At 71.9% G+C, this 24664-nt stretch carries 28 protein-coding genes and 1 pseudogene; 13 read left to right on the forward strand and 16 right to left on the reverse strand.

Features of this window, described 5'->3' with window-relative positions; translation table 11 throughout:
- The first annotated feature begins 19 nt into the window (after positions 1-19).
- Complete coding sequence (locus ACZ7OH_RS11245; RefSeq protein WP_470280677.1) at positions 20-856, forward strand: helix-turn-helix domain-containing protein; 837 nt, start codon at positions 20-22, stop codon at positions 854-856.
- 16 nt (positions 857-872) lie between these two features.
- Positions 873-1052, forward strand: coding sequence for a DUF397 domain-containing protein (locus ACZ7OH_RS11250; protein WP_230863066.1), 180 nt, complete (start codon positions 873-875; stop codon positions 1050-1052).
- Here the strand turns inward: ACZ7OH_RS11250 and ACZ7OH_RS11255 are convergent.
- The 7 genes from ACZ7OH_RS11255 to ACZ7OH_RS11285 all read right to left on the reverse strand — a co-directional run bounded on the left by ACZ7OH_RS11255 (position 1049) and on the right by ACZ7OH_RS11285 (position 6244).
- Positions 1049-1591 (reverse strand): cadmium resistance transporter, encoded by a 543-nt coding sequence (locus ACZ7OH_RS11255; RefSeq protein WP_470280678.1) that lies wholly within the window; start codon positions 1589-1591, stop codon positions 1049-1051. The two genes, ACZ7OH_RS11250 and ACZ7OH_RS11255, sit on opposite strands and share 4 nt — an antisense overlap.
- A 170-nt stretch (positions 1592-1761) precedes the next feature.
- The gene (locus tag ACZ7OH_RS11260) at positions 1762-3195 is read right to left on the reverse strand and encodes an aromatic amino acid lyase (protein WP_470280679.1); all 1434 of its coding nucleotides are present in this window, start codon (positions 3193-3195) and stop codon (positions 1762-1764) included.
- Positions 3192-4199 (reverse strand): ornithine cyclodeaminase family protein, encoded by a 1008-nt coding sequence (locus ACZ7OH_RS11265; RefSeq protein WP_470280680.1) that lies wholly within the window; start codon positions 4197-4199, stop codon positions 3192-3194. Before ACZ7OH_RS11265 ends, ACZ7OH_RS11260 begins: the two co-directional genes overlap by 4 nt.
- On the reverse strand, positions 4196-4738 hold the full coding sequence (locus tag ACZ7OH_RS11270) for a YbaK/EbsC family protein (protein ID WP_470280681.1): 543 nt from the start codon (positions 4736-4738) through the stop codon (positions 4196-4198). Before ACZ7OH_RS11270 ends, ACZ7OH_RS11265 begins: the two co-directional genes overlap by 4 nt.
- 13 nt (positions 4739-4751) lie before the next feature.
- Complete coding sequence (locus tag ACZ7OH_RS11275; RefSeq protein WP_400901106.1) at positions 4752-5045, reverse strand: DUF2516 family protein; 294 nt, start codon at positions 5043-5045, stop codon at positions 4752-4754.
- 84 nt (positions 5046-5129) lie between these two features.
- Positions 5130-5822, reverse strand: coding sequence for a hypothetical protein (locus tag ACZ7OH_RS11280; protein WP_470280682.1), 693 nt, complete (start codon positions 5820-5822; stop codon positions 5130-5132).
- On the reverse strand, positions 5819-6244 hold the full coding sequence (locus tag ACZ7OH_RS11285; RefSeq protein WP_400901933.1) for a helix-turn-helix domain-containing protein: 426 nt from the start codon (positions 6242-6244) through the stop codon (positions 5819-5821). Before ACZ7OH_RS11285 ends, ACZ7OH_RS11280 begins: the two co-directional genes overlap by 4 nt.
- Before the next feature lie 151 nt (positions 6245-6395).
- Here ACZ7OH_RS11285 and ACZ7OH_RS11290 point away from each other — a divergent pair, with 151 nt between their 5' ends.
- Entirely contained in the window at positions 6396-7544 is a 1149-nt protein-coding gene (locus ACZ7OH_RS11290) for a methyltransferase domain-containing protein (RefSeq protein ID WP_470280683.1), read from the forward strand.
- Here the strand turns inward: ACZ7OH_RS11290 and ACZ7OH_RS11295 are convergent.
- Genes ACZ7OH_RS11295 through ACZ7OH_RS11305 form a run of 3 tightly spaced genes read right to left on the reverse strand, consistent with a single transcriptional unit; the run spans position 7541 to position 8886 of the window.
- Positions 7541-8152 (reverse strand): nucleoside kinase, encoded by a 612-nt coding sequence (locus tag ACZ7OH_RS11295; protein WP_470280684.1) that lies wholly within the window; start codon positions 8150-8152, stop codon positions 7541-7543. The two genes, ACZ7OH_RS11290 and ACZ7OH_RS11295, sit on opposite strands and share 4 nt — an antisense overlap.
- 1 nt (position 8153) lies before the next feature.
- Positions 8154-8510: a TFIIB-type zinc ribbon-containing protein gene (locus tag ACZ7OH_RS11300; RefSeq protein ID WP_470280685.1), complete on the reverse strand. Its 357-nt coding sequence runs from the start codon at positions 8508-8510 to the stop codon at positions 8154-8156.
- A 7-nt stretch (positions 8511-8517) separates the two neighbouring features.
- On the reverse strand, positions 8518-8886 hold the full coding sequence (locus tag ACZ7OH_RS11305; RefSeq protein WP_400901114.1) for a VOC family protein: 369 nt from the start codon (positions 8884-8886) through the stop codon (positions 8518-8520).
- A 90-nt stretch (positions 8887-8976) separates the two neighbouring features.
- Here ACZ7OH_RS11305 and ACZ7OH_RS11310 point away from each other — a divergent pair, with 90 nt between their 5' ends.
- Positions 8977-9447 carry a CGNR zinc finger domain-containing protein gene (locus tag ACZ7OH_RS11310; RefSeq protein WP_470280686.1) on the forward strand — a complete coding sequence of 157 codons (471 nt, stop codon included), beginning with the start codon at positions 8977-8979 and terminating at the stop codon, positions 9445-9447.
- Between the two features lie 412 nt (positions 9448-9859).
- Here ACZ7OH_RS11310 and ACZ7OH_RS11315 read toward each other — a convergent pair whose 3' ends face one another.
- A complete protein-coding gene (locus tag ACZ7OH_RS11315; RefSeq protein WP_470280687.1) occupies positions 9860-11158 on the reverse strand; it encodes a DUF445 domain-containing protein in 1299 nt (432 codons plus the stop codon).
- Positions 11159-11187: 29 nt separating this feature from the next.
- Between ACZ7OH_RS11315 and ACZ7OH_RS11320 the strand changes: the two genes are divergently transcribed.
- Both ACZ7OH_RS11320 and ACZ7OH_RS11325 read left to right on the forward strand, forming a co-directional pair.
- Entirely contained in the window at positions 11188-12354 is a 1167-nt protein-coding gene (locus ACZ7OH_RS11320; protein ID WP_470280688.1) for a pyridoxal phosphate-dependent aminotransferase, read from the forward strand.
- Positions 12355-12892: 538 nt separating this feature from the next.
- Complete coding sequence (locus ACZ7OH_RS11325) at positions 12893-14275, forward strand: hypothetical protein (RefSeq protein ID WP_470280689.1); 1383 nt, start codon at positions 12893-12895, stop codon at positions 14273-14275.
- Between the two features lie 496 nt (positions 14276-14771).
- Here ACZ7OH_RS11325 and yczR read toward each other — a convergent pair whose 3' ends face one another.
- Entirely contained in the window at positions 14772-16217 is a 1446-nt protein-coding gene (gene yczR / locus ACZ7OH_RS11330; RefSeq protein WP_470280690.1) for a MocR-like transcription factor YczR, read from the reverse strand.
- Between the two features lie 61 nt (positions 16218-16278).
- On the opposite strand from yczR, the gene yczE reads away from it, so the two are divergent.
- On the forward strand, positions 16279-16905 hold the full coding sequence (gene yczE / locus ACZ7OH_RS11335; protein WP_470280691.1) for a membrane protein YczE: 627 nt from the start codon (positions 16279-16281) through the stop codon (positions 16903-16905).
- Here the strand turns inward: yczE and ACZ7OH_RS11340 are convergent.
- Positions 16902-17429 carry a Clp protease N-terminal domain-containing protein gene (locus tag ACZ7OH_RS11340; protein WP_470280692.1) on the reverse strand — a complete coding sequence of 176 codons (528 nt, stop codon included), beginning with the start codon at positions 17427-17429 and terminating at the stop codon, positions 16902-16904. The two genes, yczE and ACZ7OH_RS11340, sit on opposite strands and share 4 nt — an antisense overlap.
- Entirely contained in the window at positions 17429-17638 is a 210-nt protein-coding gene (locus ACZ7OH_RS11345; RefSeq protein WP_329052797.1) for a sigma factor-like helix-turn-helix DNA-binding protein, read from the reverse strand. Before ACZ7OH_RS11345 ends, ACZ7OH_RS11340 begins: the two co-directional genes overlap by 1 nt.
- A 94-nt stretch (positions 17639-17732) precedes the next feature.
- On the opposite strand from ACZ7OH_RS11345, the gene ACZ7OH_RS11350 reads away from it, so the two are divergent.
- Together ACZ7OH_RS11350 and ACZ7OH_RS11355 are read left to right on the forward strand one after the other, a co-directional pair.
- On the forward strand, positions 17733-18518 hold the full coding sequence (locus ACZ7OH_RS11350) for a protein phosphatase 2C domain-containing protein (RefSeq protein WP_470280693.1): 786 nt from the start codon (positions 17733-17735) through the stop codon (positions 18516-18518).
- Positions 18519-18553: 35 nt separating this feature from the next.
- Positions 18554-19117 (forward strand): annotated as a pseudogene (locus tag ACZ7OH_RS11355) (DUF998 domain-containing protein); the annotation flags it as partial.
- 81 nt (positions 19118-19198) lie between these two features.
- On the opposite strand, the gene ACZ7OH_RS11360 reads toward ACZ7OH_RS11355, so the two are convergent.
- Positions 19199-20227 carry a D-cysteine desulfhydrase family protein gene (locus ACZ7OH_RS11360; RefSeq protein ID WP_470280694.1) on the reverse strand — a complete coding sequence of 343 codons (1029 nt, stop codon included), beginning with the start codon at positions 20225-20227 and terminating at the stop codon, positions 19199-19201.
- Positions 20228-20312: 85 nt separating this feature from the next.
- Between ACZ7OH_RS11360 and ACZ7OH_RS11365 the strand changes: the two genes are divergently transcribed.
- From ACZ7OH_RS11365 to ACZ7OH_RS11375, 3 genes are read left to right on the forward strand one after another with little or no spacing between them, the layout of a single operon-like run.
- The gene (locus ACZ7OH_RS11365; protein ID WP_470280695.1) at positions 20313-21689 is read left to right on the forward strand and encodes an amidase; all 1377 of its coding nucleotides are present in this window, start codon (positions 20313-20315) and stop codon (positions 21687-21689) included.
- Positions 21656-22231: a TetR/AcrR family transcriptional regulator gene (locus tag ACZ7OH_RS11370; RefSeq protein WP_400901136.1), complete on the forward strand. Its 576-nt coding sequence runs from the start codon at positions 21656-21658 to the stop codon at positions 22229-22231. Before ACZ7OH_RS11365 ends, ACZ7OH_RS11370 begins: the two co-directional genes overlap by 34 nt.
- Positions 22231-23127 carry an oxygenase MpaB family protein gene (locus tag ACZ7OH_RS11375; RefSeq protein ID WP_470280696.1) on the forward strand — a complete coding sequence of 299 codons (897 nt, stop codon included), beginning with the start codon at positions 22231-22233 and terminating at the stop codon, positions 23125-23127. Before ACZ7OH_RS11370 ends, ACZ7OH_RS11375 begins: the two co-directional genes overlap by 1 nt.
- Positions 23128-23138: 11 nt before the next feature.
- Here ACZ7OH_RS11375 and ACZ7OH_RS11380 read toward each other — a convergent pair whose 3' ends face one another.
- Entirely contained in the window at positions 23139-23690 is a 552-nt protein-coding gene (locus ACZ7OH_RS11380; protein ID WP_470280697.1) for a CGNR zinc finger domain-containing protein, read from the reverse strand.
- A 53-nt stretch (positions 23691-23743) separates the two neighbouring features.
- Here ACZ7OH_RS11380 and ACZ7OH_RS11385 point away from each other — a divergent pair, with 53 nt between their 5' ends.
- On the forward strand, positions 23744-24598 hold the full coding sequence (locus ACZ7OH_RS11385; RefSeq protein WP_470280698.1) for an alpha/beta fold hydrolase: 855 nt from the start codon (positions 23744-23746) through the stop codon (positions 24596-24598).
- Positions 24599-24664 lie beyond the last annotated feature (66 nt).

Raw genomic sequence — 24664 nt, forward strand, 5'->3', positions numbered from 1 at the left:
CGCGCCTTACCATCCGTGCATGGACCGGCCGAAGCCCAACGCCCGCAAGCGCCTGCTCGCGAACAAGCTCAGACGGCTCCGCGAGGACGCCGGGCTCACCCAGGTCGAAGCGGGCGAGCCCATGCGGTTCAACAAGAACAAGATGAGCCGGATCGAGCTGGGCCATCTCCCTGATTACAACGGCTTCCTGGCGCTGCTCGACCGCTACGGCGTGATCGTGTCGGACTACGACGACTGGGTCCGCCAGTACGACCGCGCGTGGGAGAAGGGCTGGTGGCACGCCTACGGCCTCAACGACCAGGGCTATATCGCGTTGGAAGCCGACGCTGATGAGGTCCGCGAGTACCAGCTCGGCTTCGTGCCCGGACTGCTGCAGACGGAGGCCGGGATGCGCGCCGCGTTCGCCAGTGCGCGGGACCCGTTGTCCGGTCGCCGGCTGGAGAACGAGATCGCGGTCCGCCTGCGTCGCCAGGCCAGGCTGACCGAGGACCCGCCGCTCGAATACCACGCCATCATCGACGAATCCGTGCTCCGGCGCCCCGATCTCCTCCCCGATGACCAGTGCGTACAGCTCGAGCAGATCATCGAGCGCGCCGCACTGCCCAACGTGACGGTGCAGGTCGTGCCCATCAACCACGGCATCCACTCCGGGCGGAACGGCAGCTTCATCATCCTCAGCTATCCGCGCCTGCGGGAGCCGGACATCGCCTACATCGAGCACGGCTTCGGCTCGCTTCAGTTCGAGAAAGCCAAGGACGTCAACACTGCTAGGCTGGCTTTCCGCCACCTCGCCGATCTCGCGTACGACGAACCGGACTCGATCCGGCTGATCCGGCAGGTGATCACCGAGACCTGACTCGAGGTGAACGATCGTGTCCGACCTCAGCTGGCGCAAGAGCAGCTACAGCTCCGGCGAAGGTTCCCAGGGTGCCTGCGTCGAGGTTGCGTTCACGCCCGGCTCGGTCGCGGTGCGGGACTCGAAGGCGCCGACGTCCGGCACGCTGACCGTGTCACCCGAAACCTGGCGCCACATCGGCGAAATCGCCCGTTAGAACGCCCCGAGCAGGATCAGCACGCCGAGCGCGATCAGCACCACGGGCAGCACGACGTGTCCCCACCGCGCGAGCACCCGCGCGACACCCGGCCGCGTCGCGAGGAACCGCCCGGCGAGGCACCACACGGCCACGCCCACCAGGAAGACCGCGGTGTAGGTGACCAGGCCGCCGGGCCCGGTCGCGGCGAAGGCGGGCACGTAGACGCCGACGTTGTCCCCGCCGTTGGCGAAGCACACGGCCGCGATGCCGAGCACTCCGGCGGCCGGCGCGGGCTTGTCATCGTCGCGTCGCCAGGCCGCGCGGATCCCGAGCAGGATCGGCACCACGCCGAGCCAGCGGACGGCACCGTCGGGCAACAACCCGGCCCCGAGCGCCCCGGCGACCGAGACGGCCAGAATCGCGCCAAACCCGAGCAACTGCCCGGCCACGACGGTCAGCGCGGTGGCCTGCCCGAAGAAGACGGCAAGCAGCACGAGATCATCGACGTTGGTCACGGCGAACATCGCCGCGGCCTGCCCGATCAGCCCAAGGCTCATGCGCGCGCGAGGCTGTAGACGTTCGTCACCGCGACCACCAGCCCGAAACGCCCGCACCAGCGAGCCCGTCGACGCCCATCATCACGAACACCACCGCCAGCCCGAACCACCCGCACCAGCGAGACCGCCGACGCTCGCCACCGCGGCCACCTGCCCGACCCGCCCGAGGCTCATGCACCGGCGAGCCCGTCCTCGCGGCAAGCGGCGATCAACCGCTCCACCTCGGGCCCCAGCGGCCGGTCCTCCTCGACCGGCGGCACCACCGACCGCACCCACTCGTAAGCCGCGCCCAGACCCGGCACCCCGTCCGGCGCCAGGTACCGCGCCTGCGACCCGGTGACCAGCTCGCACGCCGTGATCGCGAAGAGGTGCGTCGCGGCGGCCCGCAGCTGCTCCCCCGAGGCCCACGCAAACGCTTGCACGTCCTCCTGACCTGCCGAAGTATCAAGAGAACCAAGCGTGGCGGGCGACGCCAGCCGCCGCAGCGCGTGCAGCTCGCCGACCGCCCGCTTGTGCAGCGGCACCAACCCCGCCCGCGGCCCCGGATCCGCCGTGAGCTGCGCCGGGAGGCCGCTGAAGCGCTCGTCGAGCAGGCGGTGCGTGCGCTGCACCGAGATCTCGCCGAGGTGGACGAGCGCCGCCGTCAGCGCGTCCATGCGTAGCCCGAGGTCGACCGCGTGGTACGCCGTCCCCGGGAGGAACTCCCCGTCGACGAACGACGGCGAGTCCCCCGGCATCGTCCGCCAGCGCGCCACCGTCTCGTGCAGTTCGGTGTTCACGCGGGAGGCGTGCGCCAGCGCTCGCGGCGCGACCCGCACCGAAAGCGGCGCCTGCACGACTTCGGCGCGCACGGGACCCGCGCCCACCATCCCGGTCAGGGCCTCCAGCAGCCGCCGCAGGTGGTCGTCGCCACCCGCCATGACCGGGGAAAACACCTCGCGCGGCGCCCCGAGGACGTCGATCGCCATCGCCTCGGTGAGCGTCTGCAGCTGGATGAGCTGCCGCGCTTCGGCCCACCCGCGTTTCGCGTGCATCACGGCCAGCGGAGAACCCTGAAGCAGCGAAGCGCCTTCCTTGGGCCCCAACACGTACGGCTCGGCACCTCGGCGAGCGAGCGCGTCCGCCGCGGGAGTTTCGACGCCGTCTTCGAGGACGGTGCCGATACCGAGGAATGTCTGGAACGCGTGCGACAGCGGGATGATCTCGCCCGAGCTGCCGAGGCCGCCGCGCGGCACGGCGGGGGTGAACCCGTCGTTCAGGCGGTCCACCAGGAACTGCACCAGTTCGGCGCTGACTCCCGACCACGGCTGCAGGAAGTCGCGCAGCCGCACCAGAAGCAGCGACCGGACGTCCTCCGGCGGGAGCCACGGCGGGCCGCCGACCGCGCGGCCGATGAGCAGGTTGCGCTGGTGTTCCGCCTGCTGCCGCGCGTCGAGGGCGACACCCGCCAGGCGGCCCATGCCGGTGTTGACGCCGTAGACGGGCTTTTCGCGGCTTTCGAGCGCCGTCAAGAGCGCGTTCCGGCGCTCTTTCAGCGCTGTGACCAGCGCTTTGTCCAGAACCAACCGTTCACCGTCGGCGAACTCGCTTCCGTCGGTGATCATCGGTACGGCAGCATGGTGCCGACGCCGGAAGCCTCGGCACGGGCGAGGATCATGTTCGCCACCGCTACGTCCGTTGTGGACAGTCCGCGGTGCCAGAACAGGATCCGTTCGGCGTCGTGCTCGCGGCCCGGCTTCTTCCCGGCCACGATGTCGCCGATCTCGGCGTGGACCCCGTCCGCGGTGAGGAGGCCGGCGTTGAGCTGCGGGCGCAGGGCGCCGAACCGCGGGTTGCCGGACCGCGATTCGCGCCAGTCGTCGACGACGACCTTGTCGACGTCGTCGAGCAGCGTGAGCTCCAGGGCGCTGATCGTGCCGTAGGGCACCAGGAAGGTGCCCGGCCGGAGGAACTCCCGCCGCACCAGCGGTTCGGGTTCGACCAGCCGGGAGGCCTCGACCTGGATGTCCGCGCCGTCCAGGGTCTCCTCGGCCGTGGCGCAGACGCGGACGTCCTTGCCGAGCCGCTCGGAAAGGCGGCGGCCGAAGTCCTCGCGGGACTCCGGGCGCTTGCTGGTCACGCGGATCTCGGGGAAGTCGAACAACGAGTCGAGGAGCACGACGTTCCACCACGCGGTGCCGCGAGCGCCGATGTGCCCGAGCACCCGGGAGTCCGGGCGGGCGAGGTACTTCGCGCCGACGGCGGTCATCGCGCCGGTGCGGGCCTCGGTGATCATCGTGCCGTCGACGATGGCCCGCGGCATGCCGGTGTCCGGGTCCAGCAGCAGGATCAACGCCATTTCCGAAGGGAGGCCCCGTTCGAAGTTCCCCACGAAGTCACCGACGACCTTCACGCCACTGACCTGCTTCGCGGACAGGTGGCCGCGAAGGATGTTGAAGTGGCCCTTGCCGCCGTTGTCCGGCACGAGGTGCGTACGCGGCTCGAAGACGACCTGGCCGCGGCCGTGGTCGGCGAGCACGTCCTCGACCGCGCCGACGATGTCCGCTTCGGTGACGCCGAGCGAGTCGATGTCGGCACCGGTCAGGTACCGGAGCCAGACGGACGTCACTTGGCGAGGTCCTCGATGACCTCGGCGCCGGGCAGCGCGGCCAGCGCGGTGCCGGAGATCAGCAGCTTGCTGCCGCGGATCCCGCTGCCGATGACGAGCTCGGGCGCGTCCGCGACGCGCTGGTCGATCAGGATCGGCCAGTCGGCGGGCAGGCCGACGGGCGTGATGCCGCCGTACTCCATGCCGGTCGCGGAAACGGCTTCGTCCATCGGCGCGAACGACGCCTTGCGCACGTCGAGGCGGCGCTTGATCACGCCGTTGACGTCGGCGCGGGTGGTCGCGAGCACGAGCGCGGCCGCGAAGCGGACTTCGCCCGCGCGCTTGCCGGCGACGACGACGCAGTTGGCGGACGCCTCGAGCGGCGAGCCGTAGGCCTCGCAGAAGGCGGTGGTGTCGGCCAGCGACGGGTCGATCTCCGCGACGCCGACGGCGTCCGGGTCGGCGAGCGCGGCCAGCGCCTTGGCGACGGGCTCGGCGAGCAGGTCAGTACGCGTGGGGGCGGGAACGACGGTGAGGCTCCCGGCGATGGTCCAGGTCACGGCCCCAGCGTAGCTACCAGCTGGAGCCGCCGCGCTGGACCTCGATCAGCTTCGGCCGGACGTCCACTATGTAGACCAGGGCCGCGGCCATGGCGGGCACGTAGAAGATCATGCCGGGGCCCATCACGGGGAACAGCACCATGGCGAGCGTCGCGCCACCGGTGATGAGCATCCACACGGGCTTGGTCTTGCGGTCGGCCGCGGAATAGGCGTCGGCACGCTGAAGCAGCGCGTGCACGAAGGCGAAGAGCCCGACCAGCGCGCTGCCCCAGTGGATGACTTCGAGGATCCAGATGGCAACCAGCACAGCGACAGCTTACGGCAAACCACCCGAACGACCCCGGCCCCGCCACCGGGGTCCGGTGGCGGGGCCGAAGGGTTCACGGCGTCTTTACTTGTCGGTCTTCGGCGCGGCCGGCTTCTTCGCGGCGGCGCTGGTGGTCGTGCCACCGGTGGTGCGGCGAGCCGGGGCGGCCGTCTTCGGGGCCGTCTTGTTGGCGACCTTGCGGCTCGCGGAGCGGGTCTCGTGGGCGACGTCGTCACCCAGCTCCTCGATGGCGTCGGCGGCCTCGCCGGCGACCTCGGTCACCTTGCGGGCGGTCTTCTCACCGGCCGAGCGGGTGCGCTTGGTCACCTTGGCCAGCACGCCGTCAACGCGCTCGCGGACCTCGGTGCTGACGACCTCGGCCTGGCCCTGCGCGGTGGTGAGGGCCTCCTCGAGCTGCTCGATGGCCTTCTTGACCTGCGGCTGCGCGGCGATCTTGTCCCACGCCTGCTCGCCCGACTCGGCCAGCTTGTTGTACAGCTTGAGCGCGGCCTCGGTGTACTCGTCGATGACCTTGCGCAGCTCGGCCGGGTCCAGCTTCTCGCGGAGGCTCTCGACGTCGGTCGGCAGCTCCTGCAGGTTCTTGCGGGCGACCTCGCCGCTCTTGGTCACGTTCTCCTTGGCCTTCGCCACGGCGTCGGTGACGGCGTGGGTGGCCAGGTTGCCCGCGCCGAGCGCGGCGAGCAGCGGGGTGCGGACCTGGTCGAGAGCGGTGGTGACGACCTTCTTGACGTCTTCGGTGGTCTTGGGGGTGGTCATGCTGACTCCTTGGTGTCTGCGGCTTGCGCGGTGTCTGGGGTGTCTGGGGTGGGAGCGGACGCGGCGGCCGGCCGTGCCGCGGCGTTCTCCCGGCGGAAGGACTCGTAGACGTCGAGCAGGACCTGCTTCTGCCGTTCGGTCAGCTCGGCGTCGGCGCGGATCGCGTCGCCCACCGGTCCGCCCGTCGGCAGATCGAGGATCCCGGCCTGCACGTACAGCGCTTCCGCCGAAATGCGCAGACCCTTGGCGATTTGTTGGAGGATCTCCGCGCTGGGCTTGCGCACCCCGCGCTCGATCTGGCTCAGGTACGGGTTGGACACTCCGGCGAGCTTCGACAGCTGGCGCAACGAGATCTTCGCGGTGTTGCGCTGCTGGCGGATGTACTCGCCGATGTCGGAAGCGATGTCCGCGACCTTCTCCATGGGACCGCCGGATCCGGGCTGGGTCCCACCGGTTTCTGCCATCCGGTCACCTCCTCGCGACACCTCCGACGGTACGCGCGAGTGCTAGCTATTGCAAGCACTCTGCTTGCAACTATCGGGTGTGGTGGCGCTCACCCGCTAAGTTGGTCGCATGACGCGCTCGGCCCGGCTGCGGCGGCGGCTCGTCGAGCACCTGCTCGACGAGGACGTCCTGCACGCCCCGGAATGGATCTCGGCCTTCCGCGCGGTGCCGCGCCACGTCTTCCTGCCGCGGTTCTTCGCGCCGGCGGGCGGGCTGTGGGCGGCGGTCGACCGGGACGACCCGGGCTGGCTGGAGACCGTCTACTCACGGGACGTGCTGGTCACGCAGCTGGACGACGACCCGGACCGCTGGGAGCTCGCGCGGCGCACCGGGCCGGTGCCGGGGACGCCGACGAGCTCGTCGAGCATGCCGTCGATCATGGCGATCATGCTCGAAGAGCTGCGGGTGCGGGACGGGCACCGCGTGCTCGAGATCGGCACCGGCACCGGCTACAACGCCGCCCTGCTGAGCCACCGCTGCGGCGCCGGCCAGGTGTCCACAGTGGACATCGACCCGGTAATCGTCGAGGAGGCGCGCGACCGGCTGGCGCAAGCGGGCTACCGGCCGGCGTGCGCGGTGGGCGACGGCGCTCTCGGATTCCCGGCCGGCACCTTGTTCGACCGGGTGCTGTGCACCGCTTCGGTGTCCTCGATCCCGCCCGCGTGGCTCTCGCAGACCGTGCCGGGCGGGCTGATCGTGACGACGTTGAACCGGCCGATCGGCGCCGGGCTGATCCGGCTCGTGACCGGCGAAGACGGCACTGGGCAGGGGCACGTCCTCGCGCGCGACGGCCGTTTCATGCCGCTTCGCGCGCATCGGCTGCCGGAGGCCGACCCGCTGCCGATGCCGTCGCGGGACGACTGGGAGCAGACGCGGCTACCGATGTCGACGGTGCTCCAGCCGCGCAAGCAGTTCGAGTTCTTCGCCGGGCTGGCGTTACCGGGAGCGCGCCCGGTGCGCGAGAGCGACGACGGCGAAGCACCGAGCGTGGCGCTGGTGCACCCGGACGGCTCGTGGGTCCGCCACCGCAAGCGCGGCGGCGCCGACGAGGTGGCGCAGGGCGGTCCGCGAGCGCTGTGGGAGATCGCGGAGGCGGCGTTCGTCGAGTGGTGCGAGCTGGGCAAGCCGGACCGAGACCGCTTCGGCGTGACCGTCACCGACGAGCGCCAGGAGTTCTGGCTCGACGAACCGGACGGCCGCACCTGGCCGCTCGGTTAGGGCAAGCGGTCGCGGATCCACTTCTCGACGTGGTCGGCCGTCGCCTCCGTGGAGACGTCCGTGGTGTCGAAGAGGTCGACGCCCAGCTCCGGCGCGGACGTCCGGAGCCAGTCGTTGAACTCCAGCATCTCCTCGATCCGCGGTTCGTCCCACTCGCGCCACGCCGGGCGGGCCCGCAAGCGCGCCCGCAACGACTCCGCCGTCCCGACCAGCGCCAGGTAGTGGATCTCGCTGAAGAACGCGCGTTCCGGCAGCGGCTCGAACTCCGGGGGCGCGACCGTGCCGCACAGCACGACCGGGCGGCCGTTCTGGTGCAGCATCGCCGCCATCCGCAGCCACACCGCGCGGAAGGCCGTGACGTCGTCGCGCAGAGCGTCGACCCAGAGGATGTCCTGCTCCAGCACGACGACGTCACCGGCCAGGCGCTCGGCCAGCAGCGGCCCCATCGTCGACTTCCCCGCGCCGCTCGGGCCGGTCAGCGCGAACAGCGGCAGCTTGCGGAACGGCCACTCGTGGCCGCACCGGCGGCACGTGAGGACCGCGCCCGCGACGACGGGACACTCCGCCAGATCGCCGCAGGCCGGGCAGATCCGCAGGTCGAGACCCATTTCAGTCGAATAGGTTCTCGAGGAAGCCGCGCTTGCGGTGGCCGCCGTGCCCGTAGGGCCTCGGGGAATCCGAGTACCCGCGGTGCGGCCGCGGCGAGTCCGCGTACCCGCCGCGGTACGGCTTGGGCGAATCCGGGTGGCCGCCGCGGTAGGGGCGCGGCGAGTCGGGACGGCCCCGGTACGGCGGCGGCTGGTGGCCGTAGAACGAGCTCTCCGCACCGGCGATCGCTTCCAGCTCACCGCGGTCCAGGAAGATCCCGCGGCAGCCTTCGCACTGCTCGATGTGGACGCCGTTCTTGTCCACGGTCCGCATCTGGTTCTGACACTTCGGACAAATCACACATGCGAGACTACGCACAAAACGGTCAGCAGGCGCACAGGCAGAACGGGTGCCCCACCGGATCGGCGTAGACGCGGAACGTCTTCGGCGCGTCGTCCAGCAGTTTCGCGCCCAACCCGAGCACGCGCTCGTGCGCCGCTTCCAGGTCCGTGACGTTCAGGTCCAGGTGCAGCTGCTGCGGGTTCTCCGCGGACGGCCACGAGGGCGGCCGGTAGTCGGGCACCCGCTGGAACGCGATCCCCGCGCCGCCCGCCGGGTTGGCCAGCGTGACCCAGTGGCCGTCCTCGGCGACTTCGGGCGCGTCCCACTCCAGCACGGCTCGGTAGAACCCGGCCAGCGCCACCGGGTCGGGGCAGTCGAGGGCCACCACACCCAGCGTCGGTACCGCACTCATCGTCGCTCCCTTCGATCGCGAATAACCGTCTATCGGATTATGTAGGTTAGCGCACGCGGGGGCAACCACCGGCCGCCGTACACTGGTTCGGTGCACACCGACGCCTCCCTCGTCGTGGAGTTCCTCAACACGGTCAACGTCGAAGAGGGCACTGACCTGCTCGAAGATCCCGGGCAGTGGCGCGAGTGGGCGGCCGGGCGGAAGCTGACGGCCAACCCGGCCGCCGAGGCGCGCGCGGCGCGCGACGCCCTGCGCGCCGCGATCGGCGACCCGCGGTTGCCGGGCGGGAGCTTGGACGTCGGCACGCGGATCTCCCTGACCGACGCGGGGCCGACGCTCGTCGCGGACGACGTGGTGGGCGCGGTGTTCGCGGCCTGCGCGCGACTGGTCGTGCGCGGCGACTGGATCCGGCTGAAGATCTGCCCGGCCGACACATGCCTGTGGGCGTTCTACGACGAGTCCCGCAACCGCTCGCGAACGTGGTGCTCGATGCGGGTGTGCGGAAACCGCGAGAAAGCCCGCGGCTGGCGAGCGCGGGCGGCGGAGGCGGCGACCGGCTGAGCGTCGCGTGGCCAGTGACGGCGGCCGGCGGAGCTGTCCAGGTCGCCTCCGGGAGGCGGCGCGGCCGCCGGCGGCGGCAACCGCAGAGGGGCGAGCCGCACCCGCCGAGTCGAGGCGGGACGGCAAGCCGCGCGGGACAGGCCACCGCGGCTCGCAGCAGCGAGCCCGGCAAGTCACCCGGCCAAGGTCCCGCCTCGCGACGCTCTCATCCGAGCGGCGGACCCCCGAAGGGCTGTGGACAACTCCGCAACCGAGCACCACATATCCACGCCCCCGACGGCCCCGCCCCCACACGTTGTGGACAGCGATTAGGCCATCACCGTGAAAACCTGTGGATAACCCCGGGGATAACTCAGCTTCCTGTGGACAACTGGTTTGAAGGTCCCCCAGCTGTGGTATACGACTCAGTTCGTCAGAACAGCAGCTGCGCCACCGCGTAGATGACCAGTCCGGCGAGCGCACCGACGACCGTGCCGTTGATGCGGATGAACTGCAGGTCGCGGCCCACCTGGAGCTCGATCTTGCGGGACGTCTCCTCGGCGTCCCAGCGCTCGACCGTGTCGGTGATGATCGTCGTGATCTCGCGCGAGTAGTTCTTCACCAGGTACGCCGCGGCGCCCTCGACCCAGCCGTCGGCCTTCTCCCGCAGCTGATCATCCGAAACCAGCCGCGAACCCAGCGACATCAAGCCCAGGCGCACCCGGCGGCGCAGCTCGCTCGACGGGTCCTCCGCCGCCGTCAGCAGCATCTCCTTCGCCGTGCTCCACGCCGAGCCGATCAGGCGCTGGACCTCCTCGTGGTGCACGATCTGGCCCTTCACCTGCTCGGCGCGGGCCATCACGTCCGGGTCGGTCTGCAGGTCCTGGGCGAACTCGCCGAGGAACTTGTCCAGCGCCAGCCGCATCGGGTGGTTGACGTCGGTCTTGACCGCCCACGCGAACGACAGCACCTCGCCGTAGACCTTGTCCGCGAGCATCTCGTCGACGAACTTCGGCGACCAGCTCGGCGCCCGGTCGGACACCACGCGCAGCATCGTCGTGTGGTTGTCGCGGGTCCACTCGTACGCGCGGTCGCACATGAGGTCGACGAGCTTGTGGTGCGCGCCGTCGGCGAAGACGCCCTGCAGGATCTTGCCCAGCGGCGGACCCCACGGCTTGTCGATGATCCGGCGCGCGACCGCCTGCTCCATGATCGCCTGGACGTCCTCGTCACGCAGGACGCGAACTGCCGCCCGGACCACCGTGGCCAGCTCGGACGTCACGCGCTCGGCGTTCTCCTCCTGCGCCAGCCAGCCACCGAGCCGGCGGGCGATCTCGACGCGCTTCAGCTTGTCGCGGACGACCTCCTCGGAGAGGAAGTTCGACCCGACGAAGTCGCCGAGGCTGTTGCCCAGGGCGTCCTTCTTGTTCGGGATGATCGCCGTGTGCGGGATCTTCAGCCCGAGCGGGTGCCGGAACAGCGCGGTGACGGCGAACCAGTCGGCCAACGCGCCGACCATGCCCGCTTCGGCCGCGGCGCGCACGTAGCCGACCCAGCCCGGCCAGCCGGCCGACTGGGCCCAGCTGGTCAGCAGGAACACGACGGTGGCGCCGAGCAGGAAGGACAGCGCGACCAGCTTCATCTTGCGCAGCGCGCGCCGCTTTTCCTCTTCGCCGGCGGCGCCGCCCGGCGGGTCGGCGGGCGTCACCTTGGCGGGGGTCAGTTGCTCCACATCACCATTGTCCGTGAGGATGGCTGATCGTGCGCGAATCTGCTCTCGTCCCCCGCCTCCGGCCGTTCACCTCGACCATCTTCGCCGAGATGACCGCGCTGGCCGTCAAGCACGACGCCGTCAACCTCGGCCAGGGCTTCCCGGACACCGACGGCCCGGCCGGCATGCTCGAAGCGGCCAAGAACGCGCTGTTCGGCGGGGCCAACCAGTACCCACCGGGACCCGGACGGCCCGAGCTGCGCGCCGCGATCGCGCGGCACCGGCTGCGCTACGGCACCGAGTACGACCCGGACACCGAGATCCTGGTCACCGCAGGGGCTACCGAGGCCATCACCGCGACGCTGATCGCGCTGACCGAACCCGGTGACGAGGTCATCGTCATCGAGCCGTACTACGACTCCTACGCCGCGGCGGTCGCGATGGCGGGCGCCGAGCGGCGGGTCGTCGGGCTCGTCGAGGGCCCGGACGGCCGGTTCGGCCTCGACGTCGAGGGCCTGCGCGCCGCCGTCACGCCGCGGACCAGGGCGATCCTGGTCAACTCGCCGCACAACCCGACCGGCACCGTGTTCACCCGCGCCGAGCTGGAGGCGCTGGCGACGCTGTGCGTCGACCACGACCTGATCGCGATCTGCGACGAGGTCTACGAGCACCTGGTGTTCGATGACGCGGAGCACATCCCGCTGGTCACGCTGCCCGGGATGCGGCCGCGGACGGTGAGCATCTCCAGCGCCGGGAAGACGTTCAACTGCACCGGCTGGAAGATCGGCTGGGTCTGCTCGACGCCGGAGCTGGTCGCGGCGGTGAAGGCGGCGAAGCAGTTCATCACGTTCGTGTCCGGCGGGCCGCTGCAACCGGCCGTCGCGCACGCGCTCGACCACGAGCTGCCTTGGGTCGACGGCCTGCGCGCGTCGTTGCAGGAGAAGCGCGACCGGCTGTCGGCGGGGCTCGCCGACGCCGGGTTCACGGTGCGGCCGACGGCGGGGACGTACTTCGTCTGCGTCGACGTGCGGCCGCTCGGCTTCACCGACGCCGCCGACCTGGCGTGGGAGCTGCCCGGCCGCGTCGGGGTCGCCGCGGTGCCCGTGAAGGTGTTCACCGATCACCCGGACGAGTGGAAACACCTGCTGCGTTTCGCGTTCTGCAAACGCAACGACGTCATCGACGAGGGCGTCACCCGGTTGCGCAAACTGGTCTGACGTCCGCGAACCGGCTCGGTGGCACCCTTCGGCGTCGCCGAACCGGTCTCGCGGGGGCGGGCGTCGCGAGCGGCCGTCACGCTCCGGAGCCGTGGGCGCACAGCTCGACGGTCGGTTGGTCACCGACCGCACGCGGAACGGGTGGGCCCCGTCCCACTCGGCGGACCGGTTTCGAGCAACCGGCCAAAAACTGTTTCATGAGCACTGAACGCGATCGAGTCGACACCGCTCGCGACCGGGTTTCCCGAAACATCAGGTCAACGCCCGAATGTGCAAGTTGCAGTACTCGTCCGAATGGCCGCAGAGAAACCCCCGAACGGCACTGAGAGTGATCAACTCGTCGGCCGCAGATACCTTGCCCGGTCGGGCCGTTCCGCCTTACGGGCTGGATAGAACGCGGGAGAGATGAAAGACTCCCGAGCGGTGCTAGAAAGAGTGCAGCCCCGGGGGAACTGCGACCTGGCCGGAGAAAGACCCCAGCAAGAACGGACTCGAGCGCGAAGCGTTGGAGCCACAGGCGCGGACGGTGGTGGTGGCGGTGAGCAGCACGGCGAACGCACGCCGCAGCGCTCCCGCGCAGCCTGCGCTCACAGCGGGTGAAGTGGGCCAGGCCGGTCCGCTCCTCACCGATGGGTTGCGCCGATGGGCCGGCGGTTCGCGCTCCACGGGTGAGCTGCACGAGGCCAGCCCGCTCGCCGTGAGCGAGGCGCACCGCGAAGTCGCTCTTTTCGCAGGTCAGCACAACCGGCCCACCCGGAAGGCGCGCGCGCGCGGGCGGGCGCCACGGCCTTGGGCCGCCGCGCTGCAGCGGCCCGCCGCCAAGATCCTCGTCGCCGGGGGTTTGACCCTCGCCGGCTGGCTGCTCACCGGCGCGCTCTCCGGCAGCACCGCGGCCGCCGCCGAAACCCTCGACTGCCCGCACGTCGCCGCGTCCACTGTGGAGCACGGTGGCCTGCTGCACGGCCACCACCGCAAGAGCCACCGCGAAACCGCCGCCCCCTGCGCCCAGCAGCCGGCCGACGCGGCGAAGACCGACGCGACCGCGGCCGACACCACCCAGACAGACACCGCCCAGACAGTGTCCACGAAGGACACCCAGCCGGCCGAAAAGCCGGCGACGGAACCGGCCACGAAGGCGACCTCGTCCAGTGGCGGCCTGCTCAACGGCCTCATCGGCACCGTCCAGTCGGTGACCGAACCCGTCACGAAGGCCACCACGACCACGTCCTCCGGATCCGACAGCGGCCTGCTCGGCGGGCTCGTCGGCGGCGTCGTGAACCTGGTGGGCGGCACCCTGAACACGGTCACCACCACCGTCACCGGCACGCTGAACACCGTCGGCACCCTCACGAACACGCTGTCCCACACCGTCCTCGCGCCGCTCACCCAGCCGCCCGCGAACCACCCGGACGCCCCCGTCCTGCTCCCCCTCGACGACGTCCTGAACCCGATCCTCGGCGGCAGCTCGAACTCCGGCGGCGTCACGGTCACCGTGCCCGGCGTCGTGAGCGACACCGCCGGCACCCCGCCGGCGACCGCCGCCGCCGTCGTCGTCGAGACCGTGCCCGCCGAAGCCGCGGCCACCACGGCCTCGCCGACCTCCCGGGTCGCGGTCGTGCACCTCATCGAGCAGCAGAACACGCTGCCCGCCAAGCAGGAGCAGCCCCGCGACTCCGGGGTTCACGTCCGCAACGGCGGCGGCGACAGCACCCCGGGGCTGCCCGGCGGCACCACCGCCCCGAGCGCGCCGGCACCGACCGCGGCCCCCGGTCACGACGGCCCGGGCGGCGTCCGCCACCCGTTCGCCGTCCACACCGACGAAGCCACCACCACCCAGCTGAAGCTCATCGGCGCCAGCCGCGACCACGACGTCGACGGCGCGGGCAGGGAAGCCGCCCTGCCCACCACCTCCCCCGACTGACCCCGAACCGGGCAGCCGGGGAGAACTGCGTCCAAAACAAGATCAACTGGACGTACGCGCACGCCGTAATAGCGTGACGTTTCCCCTGCTCCAGTACGAAATCCGTGACTCTTTCACGTCTCGTGACGCCTAAGCGCGTCCGACGTACCCCAGGGGCTGAAACCCATGCGAAACCACAGTCTTTCCGACCGGCCGACCGCGCCCGGCCGGGTCGGATCCCGGTCCCGGCGTCGCGCTGCCCCCGCGACGCCGGGACCCACACCGGGCGTGCTCCGGGAGTCCTCGCTCACCGCGCCGAGCGACGACTCAGCTATCGGAGAGCACGCCTGAGCCGCCGGCTTCCCGGCACGTCGAGGGGCTGTGCCGGGAAGCCGCGGCACCCACGGACGGGGTCACGCCCGGAAGCGGGAGTGTGGAACAACGAACCGGTGCGCTGGATGCACATGAACGCCGCCCATCCCTGGGAGCAGGCTCGCATCCAGCGCACCGGTTCGTTCTATGCGATGGGCGCGTCCAGCGAGGCCGGCGTGCCGCGGACCGACGCCTCCGCCGCGCTCAACCGGCGGACCGCCTCCTCGATCCGGTCCGGCGGCAGCGAGAACGGCAGCCGGATCCAGCGCTCCAACCCGCCGTGGACGCCGAACCGCGAGCCCGGCGCCACCTGAACGCCGTGGCTCGCCGCCGCCACCGCCAGCCGCGAGCTCGCCGGCTCCGGCATCCGGCACCACAGCGACAGCCCGCCCTTCGGCAGCGTGAACGTCCAGTCCGGCAGGTACCGGTGCACGGCGCCGGCCAGCGCGTCGCGGTAGCCGCGCAGCTCCTCGCGACGGTGGCCCAGCGCGGCGTCGTCGTCCAGCAGCTCGCCGAGGACGATCTGCTCGAACACCGGTGAGCCCAGGTCGACCGCATAGCGCGCCGAAACAAGCCGGCCGAGCAGGTCCTCGGACGCCCGGATCCAGCCGAGCCGCAGCCCGCCCCAGTGCGTCTTCGACGCCGAGCCGACGCAGATCGCCAGGTCGCCGGCGAACGCGGCCAGCGGCGGCGGCCCGGCCAGCGGGTCGCCTTCCAGGTCCAGCTCGACGAGCGTCTCGTCCACCACGACGGGCGTCCGGGCGCGGGCCAGCACGGTGCCGAGCCGGGCGCGGCCTTCGGCGTCCAGGCGCAGGCCGGTCGGGTTCTGGAAGTCGACGACGAGGTAGGCGAACCGCGGGGACGCCTGGCGCAGCGCCGCGTCGACGCCCGCGATGTCCCAGCCGCGCTCCCCGCTCGGGTCGAGCGCCACCGGCACCGGGATCGCGTGCGCGGCCCGGATCGCCTCGAGGGCGTTCGGGTACGTCGGCTGCTCGACCAGTACGCGGTCGCCGGGGCCGGCGAGCATCCGCAGGACCAGGACGAACGCGTGGTGCGCGCCGTTGGTGACCATGACCTGCGCGGGCGTCGTCGGCAGCCCGCGCTCGGTGTAGCGCCGCGCGATCTTCTCGCGCAGGCCGAGCAGGCCGCGTTCCTGGTAGCCGTGGTCGCCGAGGTGGTCGGCGAGCCGGACGCGGGCCGCGTCGACCGCCGCGGCCGTGCCCGGGATGGCCGGCGAGGACGCGTGGGTGAAGTCGATCGAGCCGGCGGCCGCGGGGGCGAGCGGGCCGCGGCGACGCCTTCCGGGCGCGGCGATCCACGAGCCCGCGCCGCGACGGCTCGCCACGAACCCGCTCTCCCGCAACCGGTCCAGGGCCGCACCGATGAGCGTCCGGCTGACGCCGAGCGCGTCGGCCAGCTCGCGCTCGGCGGGCAGCCGGGTGCCGAGCGGGAGCTGACCGTCCAGCACCTGCAGTTCGATGGCCGCGGCCAGGTCGGCCGCGCCTTGCCGGGAACCCTGCCGCCACGAGCCCAGCATGACGGCCAATCGTGGTCCGGAGATGCGTCCACCCAGTGGGACTGCGGCTTCCATAAGGCCAATATCCTGGAATTGGCTATGGTTTACAAGGCCACTTCTGACGGATAGTGCTGGTGTGGCTCAGATCGACCTCCGGCCCGTCCGGATCTCCCGCGACCCCGTCCGCCGCAGCACCCAGTTGCTCGGCGGCCTCGCCCTCTACGGCGCCAGCGTCGCCCTCGTCACCCGCGCCGGCCTCGGCCTCGAGCCGTGGAGCGTGCTCGCCGAGGGCGTCCTGAAGCACACCGGCCTGTCGTTCGGCACGGTCACCGGCCTGATCTCGGTGGTCGTGCTCCTGCTGTGGATCCCGCTGCGCCAGCGGCCCGGCATCGGCACCATCGCGAACGTCGTGGTCATCTCGGTGATGGTCGACGTCGTCCGGGCGTTCCTCCCGGACCAGCACGACCTGGCGTGGCAGATCGCGCTGCTGGTCGGCGGGGTCGCGCTCAACGGCGTCGCGACCGCCACCTACGTCGGCGCCCGGCTGGGCCCGGGCCCCCGTGACGGCCTGATGACCGGGCTCGCCGGGCGCACCGGCTGGTCGGTCCGGCTGGTGCGCACCGGCATCGAGGTCACCGTGGTCGCCGCCGGCTTCCTGCTCGGCGGGACCGTCGGGATCGGCACCGTGCTCTACGCCCTCGCCATCGGCCCGCTCACCCAGGCGCTGCTGCCGCTGACCACCTGGCGCGAGCGGGCCGCCTAGCCGGCTTTGCGCTGCTGGACGGCCCGGCGCAGCGTCGGGTAGTCGGCGCCGCGCCGGGCGAGGACGTCGTCGGTGTCGCGCTGCTGGGCCAGCGCCAGCAGGATGTGCTCCTGCCCGAGGTGCTTGTCCCCCAGCCGGACGGCCTCCTTGAGGCTCAGCTCCAGCGTCTTCTTCGACTGGGCGGTGAACGGGATGTGCCCGCGCTTGGCCGGCCCGAGCCGGCCGGCGAGCGCGCCCTCGCCGTGGGTCCGCTCGACGCTCTGCACGATCTGCTCGACGTCGATGCCGAACTCGGTGAGCGCCTCGGCGTCGGCGTCGCTGACCCCACCGCGGCGGCGGGTGCGGGCCAGTTCGGCCGCGATCTCGTCGGCCGGGATCCCCAGCTCGGTCAGCACGGGGGCGCCGGTCTTGACCAGCCCGGCCAGCAGGTGCGCGGGCCGGATCTCGACCGAGCCGGACTCGCGCGCCACGATCTGCGCTTCGACGACCGCCATCCGCGCGTCGTCCGTGAACCTCTCGAACATCAGTGCCTCCCGTACTTCTTGTGCACGGCCTGCCGGCTGACCCCCAGCTCGGCGGCGATCTCCTGCCACGACCAGCCGTCGACCCGCGCACTGCGGACCTGCACGGCCTCCAGTTGTTCCACCAGCCGCCGGAGCGCGGCCACCGCACGCAGTCCCACGCGGGGATCGCGGTCGCCGGCCCGGGCGGCCAGGTCTGTCGCTTCCGTCATGTCTGTCAACCTACGTTGACATACCGGCCTTGTCAACCAGAGTTGACAGTCGCGTCAGCGCGAAGGTCGCCGGGGCTCGACGTACAGTCGGGTGATGCCCGAGATCGTCTTCGCCGAGCGGGCCGGGGTGGGCGCCGACGGCCACCCGCGCCCCACCGAGGACCACGTCGTCGTGCTGGACGACGCCGTGCTCGTCCTCGACGGCGCCACCTCCGCCGACCCCTCGCAACCCCCGGGCGGCTGGTACGCCGAACGCCTGGCCCGGCGCCTGGCCGCCGACCTGCGCGCCGCCCCGGCAGCCGACCTGACGGACACCCTGACCAGCGCGATCGCCGCCGTGACCGCGGAAAACGAGCTGCGACCACAACAGTCGCCGTCGAGCACGGTGGCCGCCGTGCGGTGGCTCGGCGACCGCGTCGACGCGCTGGTGCTCGCCGACAGCCCGGTGGTCGGGTTCGGCGGCTTCGGCGTCGACGTCGTCTCGGACGACCGGCTCGCGCGGCTGCGGCGGCGCGGGATGCTCCAGACCGGCGCCGACGTCCGGCGGAGGCGCAATGCCCACGACGGCTTCTGGGTCGCCGAAGCCGACCCCGGCGCGGCCGCGCACGCCGTGCGCCGCAGCTGGCCACGGGAAGACGTCGACGCCGTCCTGCTCGCCAGCGACGGTGTCTCCATCGGCGTCGACCAGTACGAACTCTTCGACTGGCGCGAAGTCCTCGCGATCACCCGCGCCGACGGGCCGGACGCCGTGCTGGACGCCGTCCGCACCGCCGAAAAGCAGGACCCGGACGGCGAACGCTGGCCGCGGCCGAAGCGCCACGACGACCAAGCCCTGGTGCTGATCGACTTCGCCTCCGGGGGAATTCAGGGTCTTCCCTGATCACGGCCGTCCCGATCTCCGAGAGCCTGGAGGGCATGGGGACGGAACAGGGGAAGCGCACCAGACCGTGGCGGCTGGTGGCGCTGGGCGCGATCGGCTGGGGGCTGTTCACGGCGGTGGTGCTGCACATCATCAGCTCGCACAACCCGGTGTACGACACGCTGTCGAGCTACACCGTCACCGACCGCGGCGAAGGCATGCTCGCCGCGAGCGTGTTGTCGCTGGCCATCGGCTCGCTGGCGGTGCTCGGCGCGCTGCACGCGGCGGGGGTGCCGCTGTCGCGCACGACCCGGCTGCTGCTCGCGCTGTGGTCGCTCGGGCTGGCCGCGGCCGCGGTGTTCCCGGCGAGCTACCCGGAGGCGCCCGACCCGGTGAGCGGCGAAATCCACCTCTACGCGTGCCTGGTCGCGTTCCTCAGCCTGCCCGGCGCCGCGATCTCGCTGCTGGAACCGCTGCGGGGCCGCCCCGAACGCGACGCCGTCGTGACGGCGGTCCGGCTGAGCGCGGGCGCGTTCGGGCTGTTCGCGGCCAGCTTCGTGTTCGTGCGGCTGAGCGAGGCCGGGGTCGGGCCGTTCCGGGAGATCTCCGACGCGTTCCCGATCGGCGTCATGCAGCGGCTGCTGCTGCTCGCCGACGTCGTCCTGCTGTTCACGTTGCTGCGGGTCGCGACCCGGCTCGAGTCAGCCTTCGACGGCCGCCGCGAATTCGGGCGCGTAGCCGTACAGGCCGGGCATGCCGCCGGTGTGCAGGAACACCACGTGGTCGTCCGGGGCGAAGTGGCCGGCCCATTCGACCAGCGCGGCGGCCACCTTCCCGGTGTACACGGGATCGAGCACGACGCCCTCGGTGCGGCCGAAAAGCCGTAGCGCGTTCCAGACGGCGTCGGTCGGGATGCCGTAGCCGGGGCCGAGCGTGGAGTCGCTCATCTTCGTGTGCGTGAACGGCGGCGGTTCGACGCCGAGGAGCTTGGCCGCGCCCGCGACGAGGTCGTGCAGGTTCTCGGTGGCCTCGTCGAGCGGGTGGCTGACGCAGGCGATGCCGACGCCGAGGCCACCGAGGAGCCCGGCGGCCAGGGTCACTCCGGCCGCGGTGCCGCCGCTGGCGTGCGGAACGACGAGGTGGGCGCGCTCGATGCCGCGTTCTTCGAGCTGCTTCGCGAGTTCGTAGGTCGCGCGGACGTACCCGAGCGCGCCGAGATCGTTGGACCCGCCGACCGGAACGGTGAAGACCTTCCGGCCCTCCGCGGTGGCTTCGGCGACGAGCCGGTCGTAGGTGCGGCCGGTCTCCTCGCCGTCCGCGCAGACGTGGACGGTCGCGCCGAAGAGCTTGTCGAGCGGGACGTTGCCGCCGCGTTCGTACGCGTCGCCGTCGCGCGGGACCTTCGCGGTGAGGACGAGTTCGCAGCGCAGGCCGAGTTTCGCGCACGCGGCGGCGGTCTGGCGGCCGTGGTTGGTCTGGAGCGCGCCGAACGTGATGACGGTGTCGGCGCCGGCCTCCTTGGCCGCGCCGAGGTGGTATTCGAGCTTGCGGAGCTTGTTGCCGCCGGCGCCGAGCGGGTGGACGTCGTCGCGCTTGAGCAGCAGGTTCCGCAGGCCGAGCGCTTCGCCGAGCCGGGGCGCCTCGTGCAGCGGCGTCGGCCAGCCGCCCAGGTCGACGCGGGGGATCGCGGCGAGTGCGACGTCGGGGAAGCCGGCGAAGTCGAAGGTCATGGGCCCCAGTCTGCCGCAAGGGTGGCCGAAGACCAGCGGTATCCGGTAACGTTCGTTCGAACGAACGAGGACCTCGGGGGCCGCCATGACCGCTACGAGCTTGGACTTCACCAGCCTCACCACGCAGGCCGCGCGGCTCGCCGCGGGCGAAGTCACTTCGGCCGAGCTCACGGCGACCGCGCTCGGGCGCGCGCACGCGAGCCAGCCGACGCTCAACGCCTTCCGGCACCTGCGTGACGACGCAGCGCTCGCCGAAGCGGCCGAGGCGGACGAGCGGCTCCGCGCCGGCGACCGGAAGCCCCTGCTGGGCGTGCCCGTCGCGATCAAGGACGACGTCGACCTCACCGGCCTGCCCACGTCGTTCGGGTGCGTCGGCGAGTTCCCGTGCGCGACCACCGACGCGCCCGCCGTCGCGCTGCTGCGCGAAGCCGGCGCGATCATCATCGGCAAGACGAACACCCCCGAGCTGGGCCAGTGGCCGTTCACCGAGGGCCCGGCCTTCGGCGTGACGCGCAACCCGTGGCACCCCGGCCACACCCCCGGGGGTTCTTCGGGCGGGAGCGCGGCCGCGGTGGCGTCGGGGGCCATCGCGGCCGCGCTCGGGTCCGACGGCGCCGGCTCGGTGCGCATCCCGGCCGCGTGGACCGGGCTCGTCGGCATCAAGACCCAGCGTGGCCGGATTCCGACCGAAAGCGAGCTGTTCCACGGCCTGACCGTGCTCGGCCCGCTCGCCCGGACCGTCGAGGACGCGGCCCTGCTGCTGGACGTCGTCGCCGCGACCGGCCGCACGTTCCGGACCGCGGCCGCGCGTGAGCCCGGCCGGCTGCGGATCGGGCTGTCGACGCGGATTCCCTTCACCGCCACCAAGACCCGGCTCGACCCGGTCGTCGAAGCGAACGTGCGGCGGCTCGCCGAGTCACTCGCCGGGCTGGGCCACGAGATCGTCGAGGTCGAGCCGGACTACGGGCTGATCGGGCTGACGTTCCTGCCGCGCTCGCTCACCGGCGTCCGCGACTGGACGCTGCGGGTGCCCGACCGCGCCGGGCTCGACCCGCGCACGCGCAGCAACGCCGGCCACGGCCGGCTCCTGGCCGGGCCCGCGCTGCGCCTGGCCCGCGCGCTCGAGCCGGGCCTGCACCGGCGGATCGGCTCGGTGTTCGGCCGCGTCGACGTCCTGCTGACCCCGACCACGGCGACCCCGCCGCCGCCGATCGGCACGTTCGACGGGCTGTCCGGCTGGGAGACCGACCAGGCCATGATCGCCGCTTGCCCGTACGCTTGGCCGTGGAACGTGCTGGGCTGGCCGGGGGTCAACGTCCCGGCCGGGCTCACGGCCGACGGGCTGCCGCTCGGGGCCCAGCTGCTCGGCCCGTCGCACGCCGAGGAGCGGCTGGTTTCGCTCGCCGCGCAACTGGAAGAGGTCGAACGGTGGCCGGAGCGGCATCCCGAGACAAGCTGGTAAGCACCCGGGACGCCATCCTGCGCGGCGCGCTGACCGTCGTCGGCGAGCACGGCGTGGGCGGGCTGACGAACCGCCGGATCGTCGCCGCCGCCGGGGTTTCGCTCGGCACGTTGACCTACCACTTCCCCAGCCAGACGGCGTTGCTGCGCGAAGCGATGCTGTTGTTCGTCGAGCAGGAGACAGCGAAGCTCGGCGCGATCGTCGACGGCTACCGCTCGGAGGGCTTGAGCGTAGAGCAGGCGGCGTCGGTGGTCGAGCACGTGATCGCGCAGCTGCCGTTCGGCGCCGACGAGCTCGGCGCGCACGAGCTGTACTTGCAGTCCGCCCGCGATCCTGAACTGCACGAGGCTTCTTCGCGGTGCTTCGCGGCGTACGACGAGCTGGCCGTGACGATCCTGGCGGCGCTCGGCGTTCCCGATCCCGGCCGGCTGGCCGGACCGGTGGTCGCGCTGATCGCCGGGCTGCAGCTGCGGCGGCTGGCCACGGGCGAAACGGACACGCCGGTGGCCGAGCCGCTGATGATGCTGATCCGCGGGGCTTGATGGCCCGGCCGATCGTCCGCGGCACGGCGGCGTGGAAGTACTTCGGCGACTTCCGCGACGCGTTGCTGGCGGGTCAGGTGCTGGTGCTGCAGGTGGCGCACCCGGTCGTCGCGGCGGGGGTGCGGGACCATTCGGACTACACGGCGGACCCGTGGACGCGGCTGATGCGCACGGGCGCGTCGCTGTCGATCTACGTGTACGGCGGTGCTTCCGGTGCGCGCGTGGAGGCGGCCCGGCTGCGGTCGTTGCACCGTTCGTTCACGGGCGTCTCGGATGGACGGCGGTACAGCGCCTTGGACCCTGCGGCCTACGCGTGGGTGCACGCGACACTGGTGATGGTTCCGGTTGACGCGCAACGGTTCTTCGGACAGCCACTGTCCACTTCGGAGCTTGAGGAGTACTACGCGCAGATGTGCGACGTCGGGCGGATGCTCGGCGTGCGCGCGCAGGACCTGCCGCCGGACTGGGCGGGGTTCACGCGGTACTACGACTCGATGGTGGCGGGTTTCGCGGGGAACCCGACGATCGAGCAGCTCTTCGAGACGATCCGGACGGTGCCGAAGCCGGTTTCGTGGCTGCGGGACGCGTGGTGGCGGCCGGTGCGGGACCTGCAGGCTCGCGGGCAGATGTTCTTGATCCGGGCGACTTTGCCGCCGGTCCTGCGGGAGCGATTGGGTCTACTGTGGACTGACCGCGACCAGCGGCGGTTCGCGCGGTTCGCTTTCGCGGTGCGGGTTGTCGCGACCCCGATCCCGGCGGGGCTGCGGACGGCGCACATGCGGTGGATCGGCAAGCTGAACGTCTGGCTCCGCGCGCACCCGAAGGTTTACCAGCGCCTGGTGGGCGGCAACGGCCCGGGAGCGGCGCCAGGGGTCGTGAGTGAGGAACAGGGTTAGCACACTGTTCCTCACTCACGACCGCTGAGCCGCGCGTAGTGGGCGCGGGCCTTGGCGCGGTTGCCGCAGCGGGACATCGAGCACCACTGCCGGTTGCGGCGCGGGGACGCGTCGCAGAACCGGATCCCGCAGTCGTCCGCCGCGCACACCCGCACTTCCGCGTCACTCGTCGCCAAGTCGATCGCGTCCGCCGCCAAGGCCGCGAACGCCGTCGCCACCGGGTCCTTCGGGGCCGGGACCTCGCGGCGCAGCCGGCCGTCCACCAGCGCCAGCCGCGGCCGGGGCGCCGGAGCCGCTGCCGCCGCGTTGTTCACCAGCTCGATGTCCATCTTGTCCGGCACCTCGGGCGGCAGCAGCACCCGGTCGATCGCCTCGCGCAGCGCCTTCGCCGCCAGCACGTTCCCGGCCGTCACCGGCACCGGGCCCGTCGTGAAGCCCGCCAGCGAGAGCCACTCCGCCAGCGCGTCCGGTCCCGTCAGCAGCTCCACGCCGTCCGCGTACCGCGAGCGCAGCGTGTTGACCAGGTCGAGGCACGGCCGTCCGCCGTCGAAAGCCCACTCCATGCCCTCATTCTAACCGTTGCCGACAGTTAGAACGTCGGCTACCGTCTAACCCTATGAACCGGTTAGAAGGCATGGCCACGGTCAACGGACTCCGGATGCACTACCGGCGAGCCGGCGAGGGGCCGCCGCTGTTCCTCCTGCACGGCTGGCCGCAGACCTCGCACTGCTGGCACCGCGTCCTGGCCCCGCTCGCCGAGACGCACACCGTCATCGCGCCCGACCTGCGCGGCTACGGCCGCACCGACAAGCCGAAGTCCGGCTACGACAAGCGCACGATGGCCGCCGACGTCGCCGCGCTCGCCGAGCACCTCGGCTTCGACCGAGTCGCCGTCGTCGGGCACGACCGCGGCGGCCGCGTCGCGCACCGCTGGGCTCTCGACCGCCCAGACCAGGTCGAGCGCCTCGCCGTCCTCGACATCGCCCCGACCCGCGCCATGTGGCAGCGCCTCGACACCGGCGTCGCGAAGGCCTACTGGCACTGGCTCTTCCACCTCCAGCCCGACCTGCCGGAGCTCCTCGCCGGCCAGAACATCGCCGCCTACCTCGGCTACTTCTTCGAACGCTGGACCTACCAGCGCCACGCGCTCGACGCCGACGCGCAAGCCGAGTACGTCCGCGCCTTCTCCCAGCCCGGAGCCCTGCGGGCCGGCTTCGACGACTACCGCGCCTCCTTCCCCGACGACGCCGAACTCGACGACGCCGACTTCGAAGCCGGAAAGCGCGTCACCCAGCCACTTCTCGCGCTCTGGGGCGCGAACGGCCTGCTCGGCACCCTGCCGACGCTCGAGATCTGGCAGGAGTACGGCACCGACGTCACCGGTGAGGCGATCGCCGAGTGCGGGCACTTCCTGCCCGAGGAACAGCCCGCCGAAGTCGTCGCCCACCTGCGGAAATTCCTCGGCCCCTGAGACTCCCGGGGGCTCCGGTCCCCCGCGCTGGGGACCGGAGTTCCCTCCCCGCCGTGACGCCCGCCA

Source organism: Amycolatopsis sp. NPDC114478 (genome assembly GCF_055633805.1).

Bases quoted from the DNA above. Each gene is read 5' to 3' on its own strand.
- ACZ7OH_RS11255 (WP_470280678.1), bottom strand. From the start codon at position 1,591: ATGAGCCTTGGGCTGATCGGGCAGGCCGCGGCGATGTTCGCCGTGACC.
- ACZ7OH_RS11340 (WP_470280692.1), bottom strand. From the start codon at position 17,429: ATGTTCGAGAGGTTCACGGACGACGCGCGGATGGCGGTCGTCGAAGCG.
- ACZ7OH_RS11375 (WP_470280696.1), top strand. From the start codon at position 22,231: ATGGCCCGGCCGATCGTCCGCGGCACGGCGGCGTGGAAGTACTTCGGC.
- ACZ7OH_RS11345 (WP_329052797.1), bottom strand. From the start codon at position 17,638: ATGACGGAAGCGACAGACCTGGCCGCCCGGGCCGGCGACCGCGATCCC.
- ACZ7OH_RS11365 (WP_470280695.1), top strand. From the start codon at position 20,313: ATGACCGCTACGAGCTTGGACTTCACCAGCCTCACCACGCAGGCCGCG.
- yczR (WP_470280690.1), bottom strand. From the start codon at position 16,217: ATGGAAGCCGCAGTCCCACTGGGTGGACGCATCTCCGGACCACGATTG.
- ACZ7OH_RS11380 (WP_470280697.1), bottom strand. From the start codon at position 23,690: ATGGAGTGGGCTTTCGACGGCGGACGGCCGTGCCTCGACCTGGTCAAC.
- ACZ7OH_RS11290 (WP_470280683.1), top strand. From the start codon at position 6,396: ATGACGCGCTCGGCCCGGCTGCGGCGGCGGCTCGTCGAGCACCTGCTC.
- ACZ7OH_RS11295 (WP_470280684.1), bottom strand. From the start codon at position 8,152: ATGGGTCTCGACCTGCGGATCTGCCCGGCCTGCGGCGATCTGGCGGAG.
- ACZ7OH_RS11350 (WP_470280693.1), top strand. From the start codon at position 17,733: ATGCCCGAGATCGTCTTCGCCGAGCGGGCCGGGGTGGGCGCCGACGGC.
- ACZ7OH_RS11260 (WP_470280679.1), bottom strand. From the start codon at position 3,195: ATGATCACCGACGGAAGCGAGTTCGCCGACGGTGAACGGTTGGTTCTG.
- ACZ7OH_RS11245 (WP_470280677.1), top strand. From the start codon at position 20: ATGGACCGGCCGAAGCCCAACGCCCGCAAGCGCCTGCTCGCGAACAAG.
- ACZ7OH_RS11305 (WP_400901114.1), bottom strand. From the start codon at position 8,886: ATGAGTGCGGTACCGACGCTGGGTGTGGTGGCCCTCGACTGCCCCGAC.
- ACZ7OH_RS11280 (WP_470280682.1), bottom strand. From the start codon at position 5,822: ATGACCACCCCCAAGACCACCGAAGACGTCAAGAAGGTCGTCACCACC.
- ACZ7OH_RS11285 (WP_400901933.1), bottom strand. From the start codon at position 6,244: ATGGAGAAGGTCGCGGACATCGCTTCCGACATCGGCGAGTACATCCGC.
- ACZ7OH_RS11385 (WP_470280698.1), top strand. From the start codon at position 23,744: ATGAACCGGTTAGAAGGCATGGCCACGGTCAACGGACTCCGGATGCAC.
- ACZ7OH_RS11360 (WP_470280694.1), bottom strand. From the start codon at position 20,227: ATGACCTTCGACTTCGCCGGCTTCCCCGACGTCGCACTCGCCGCGATC.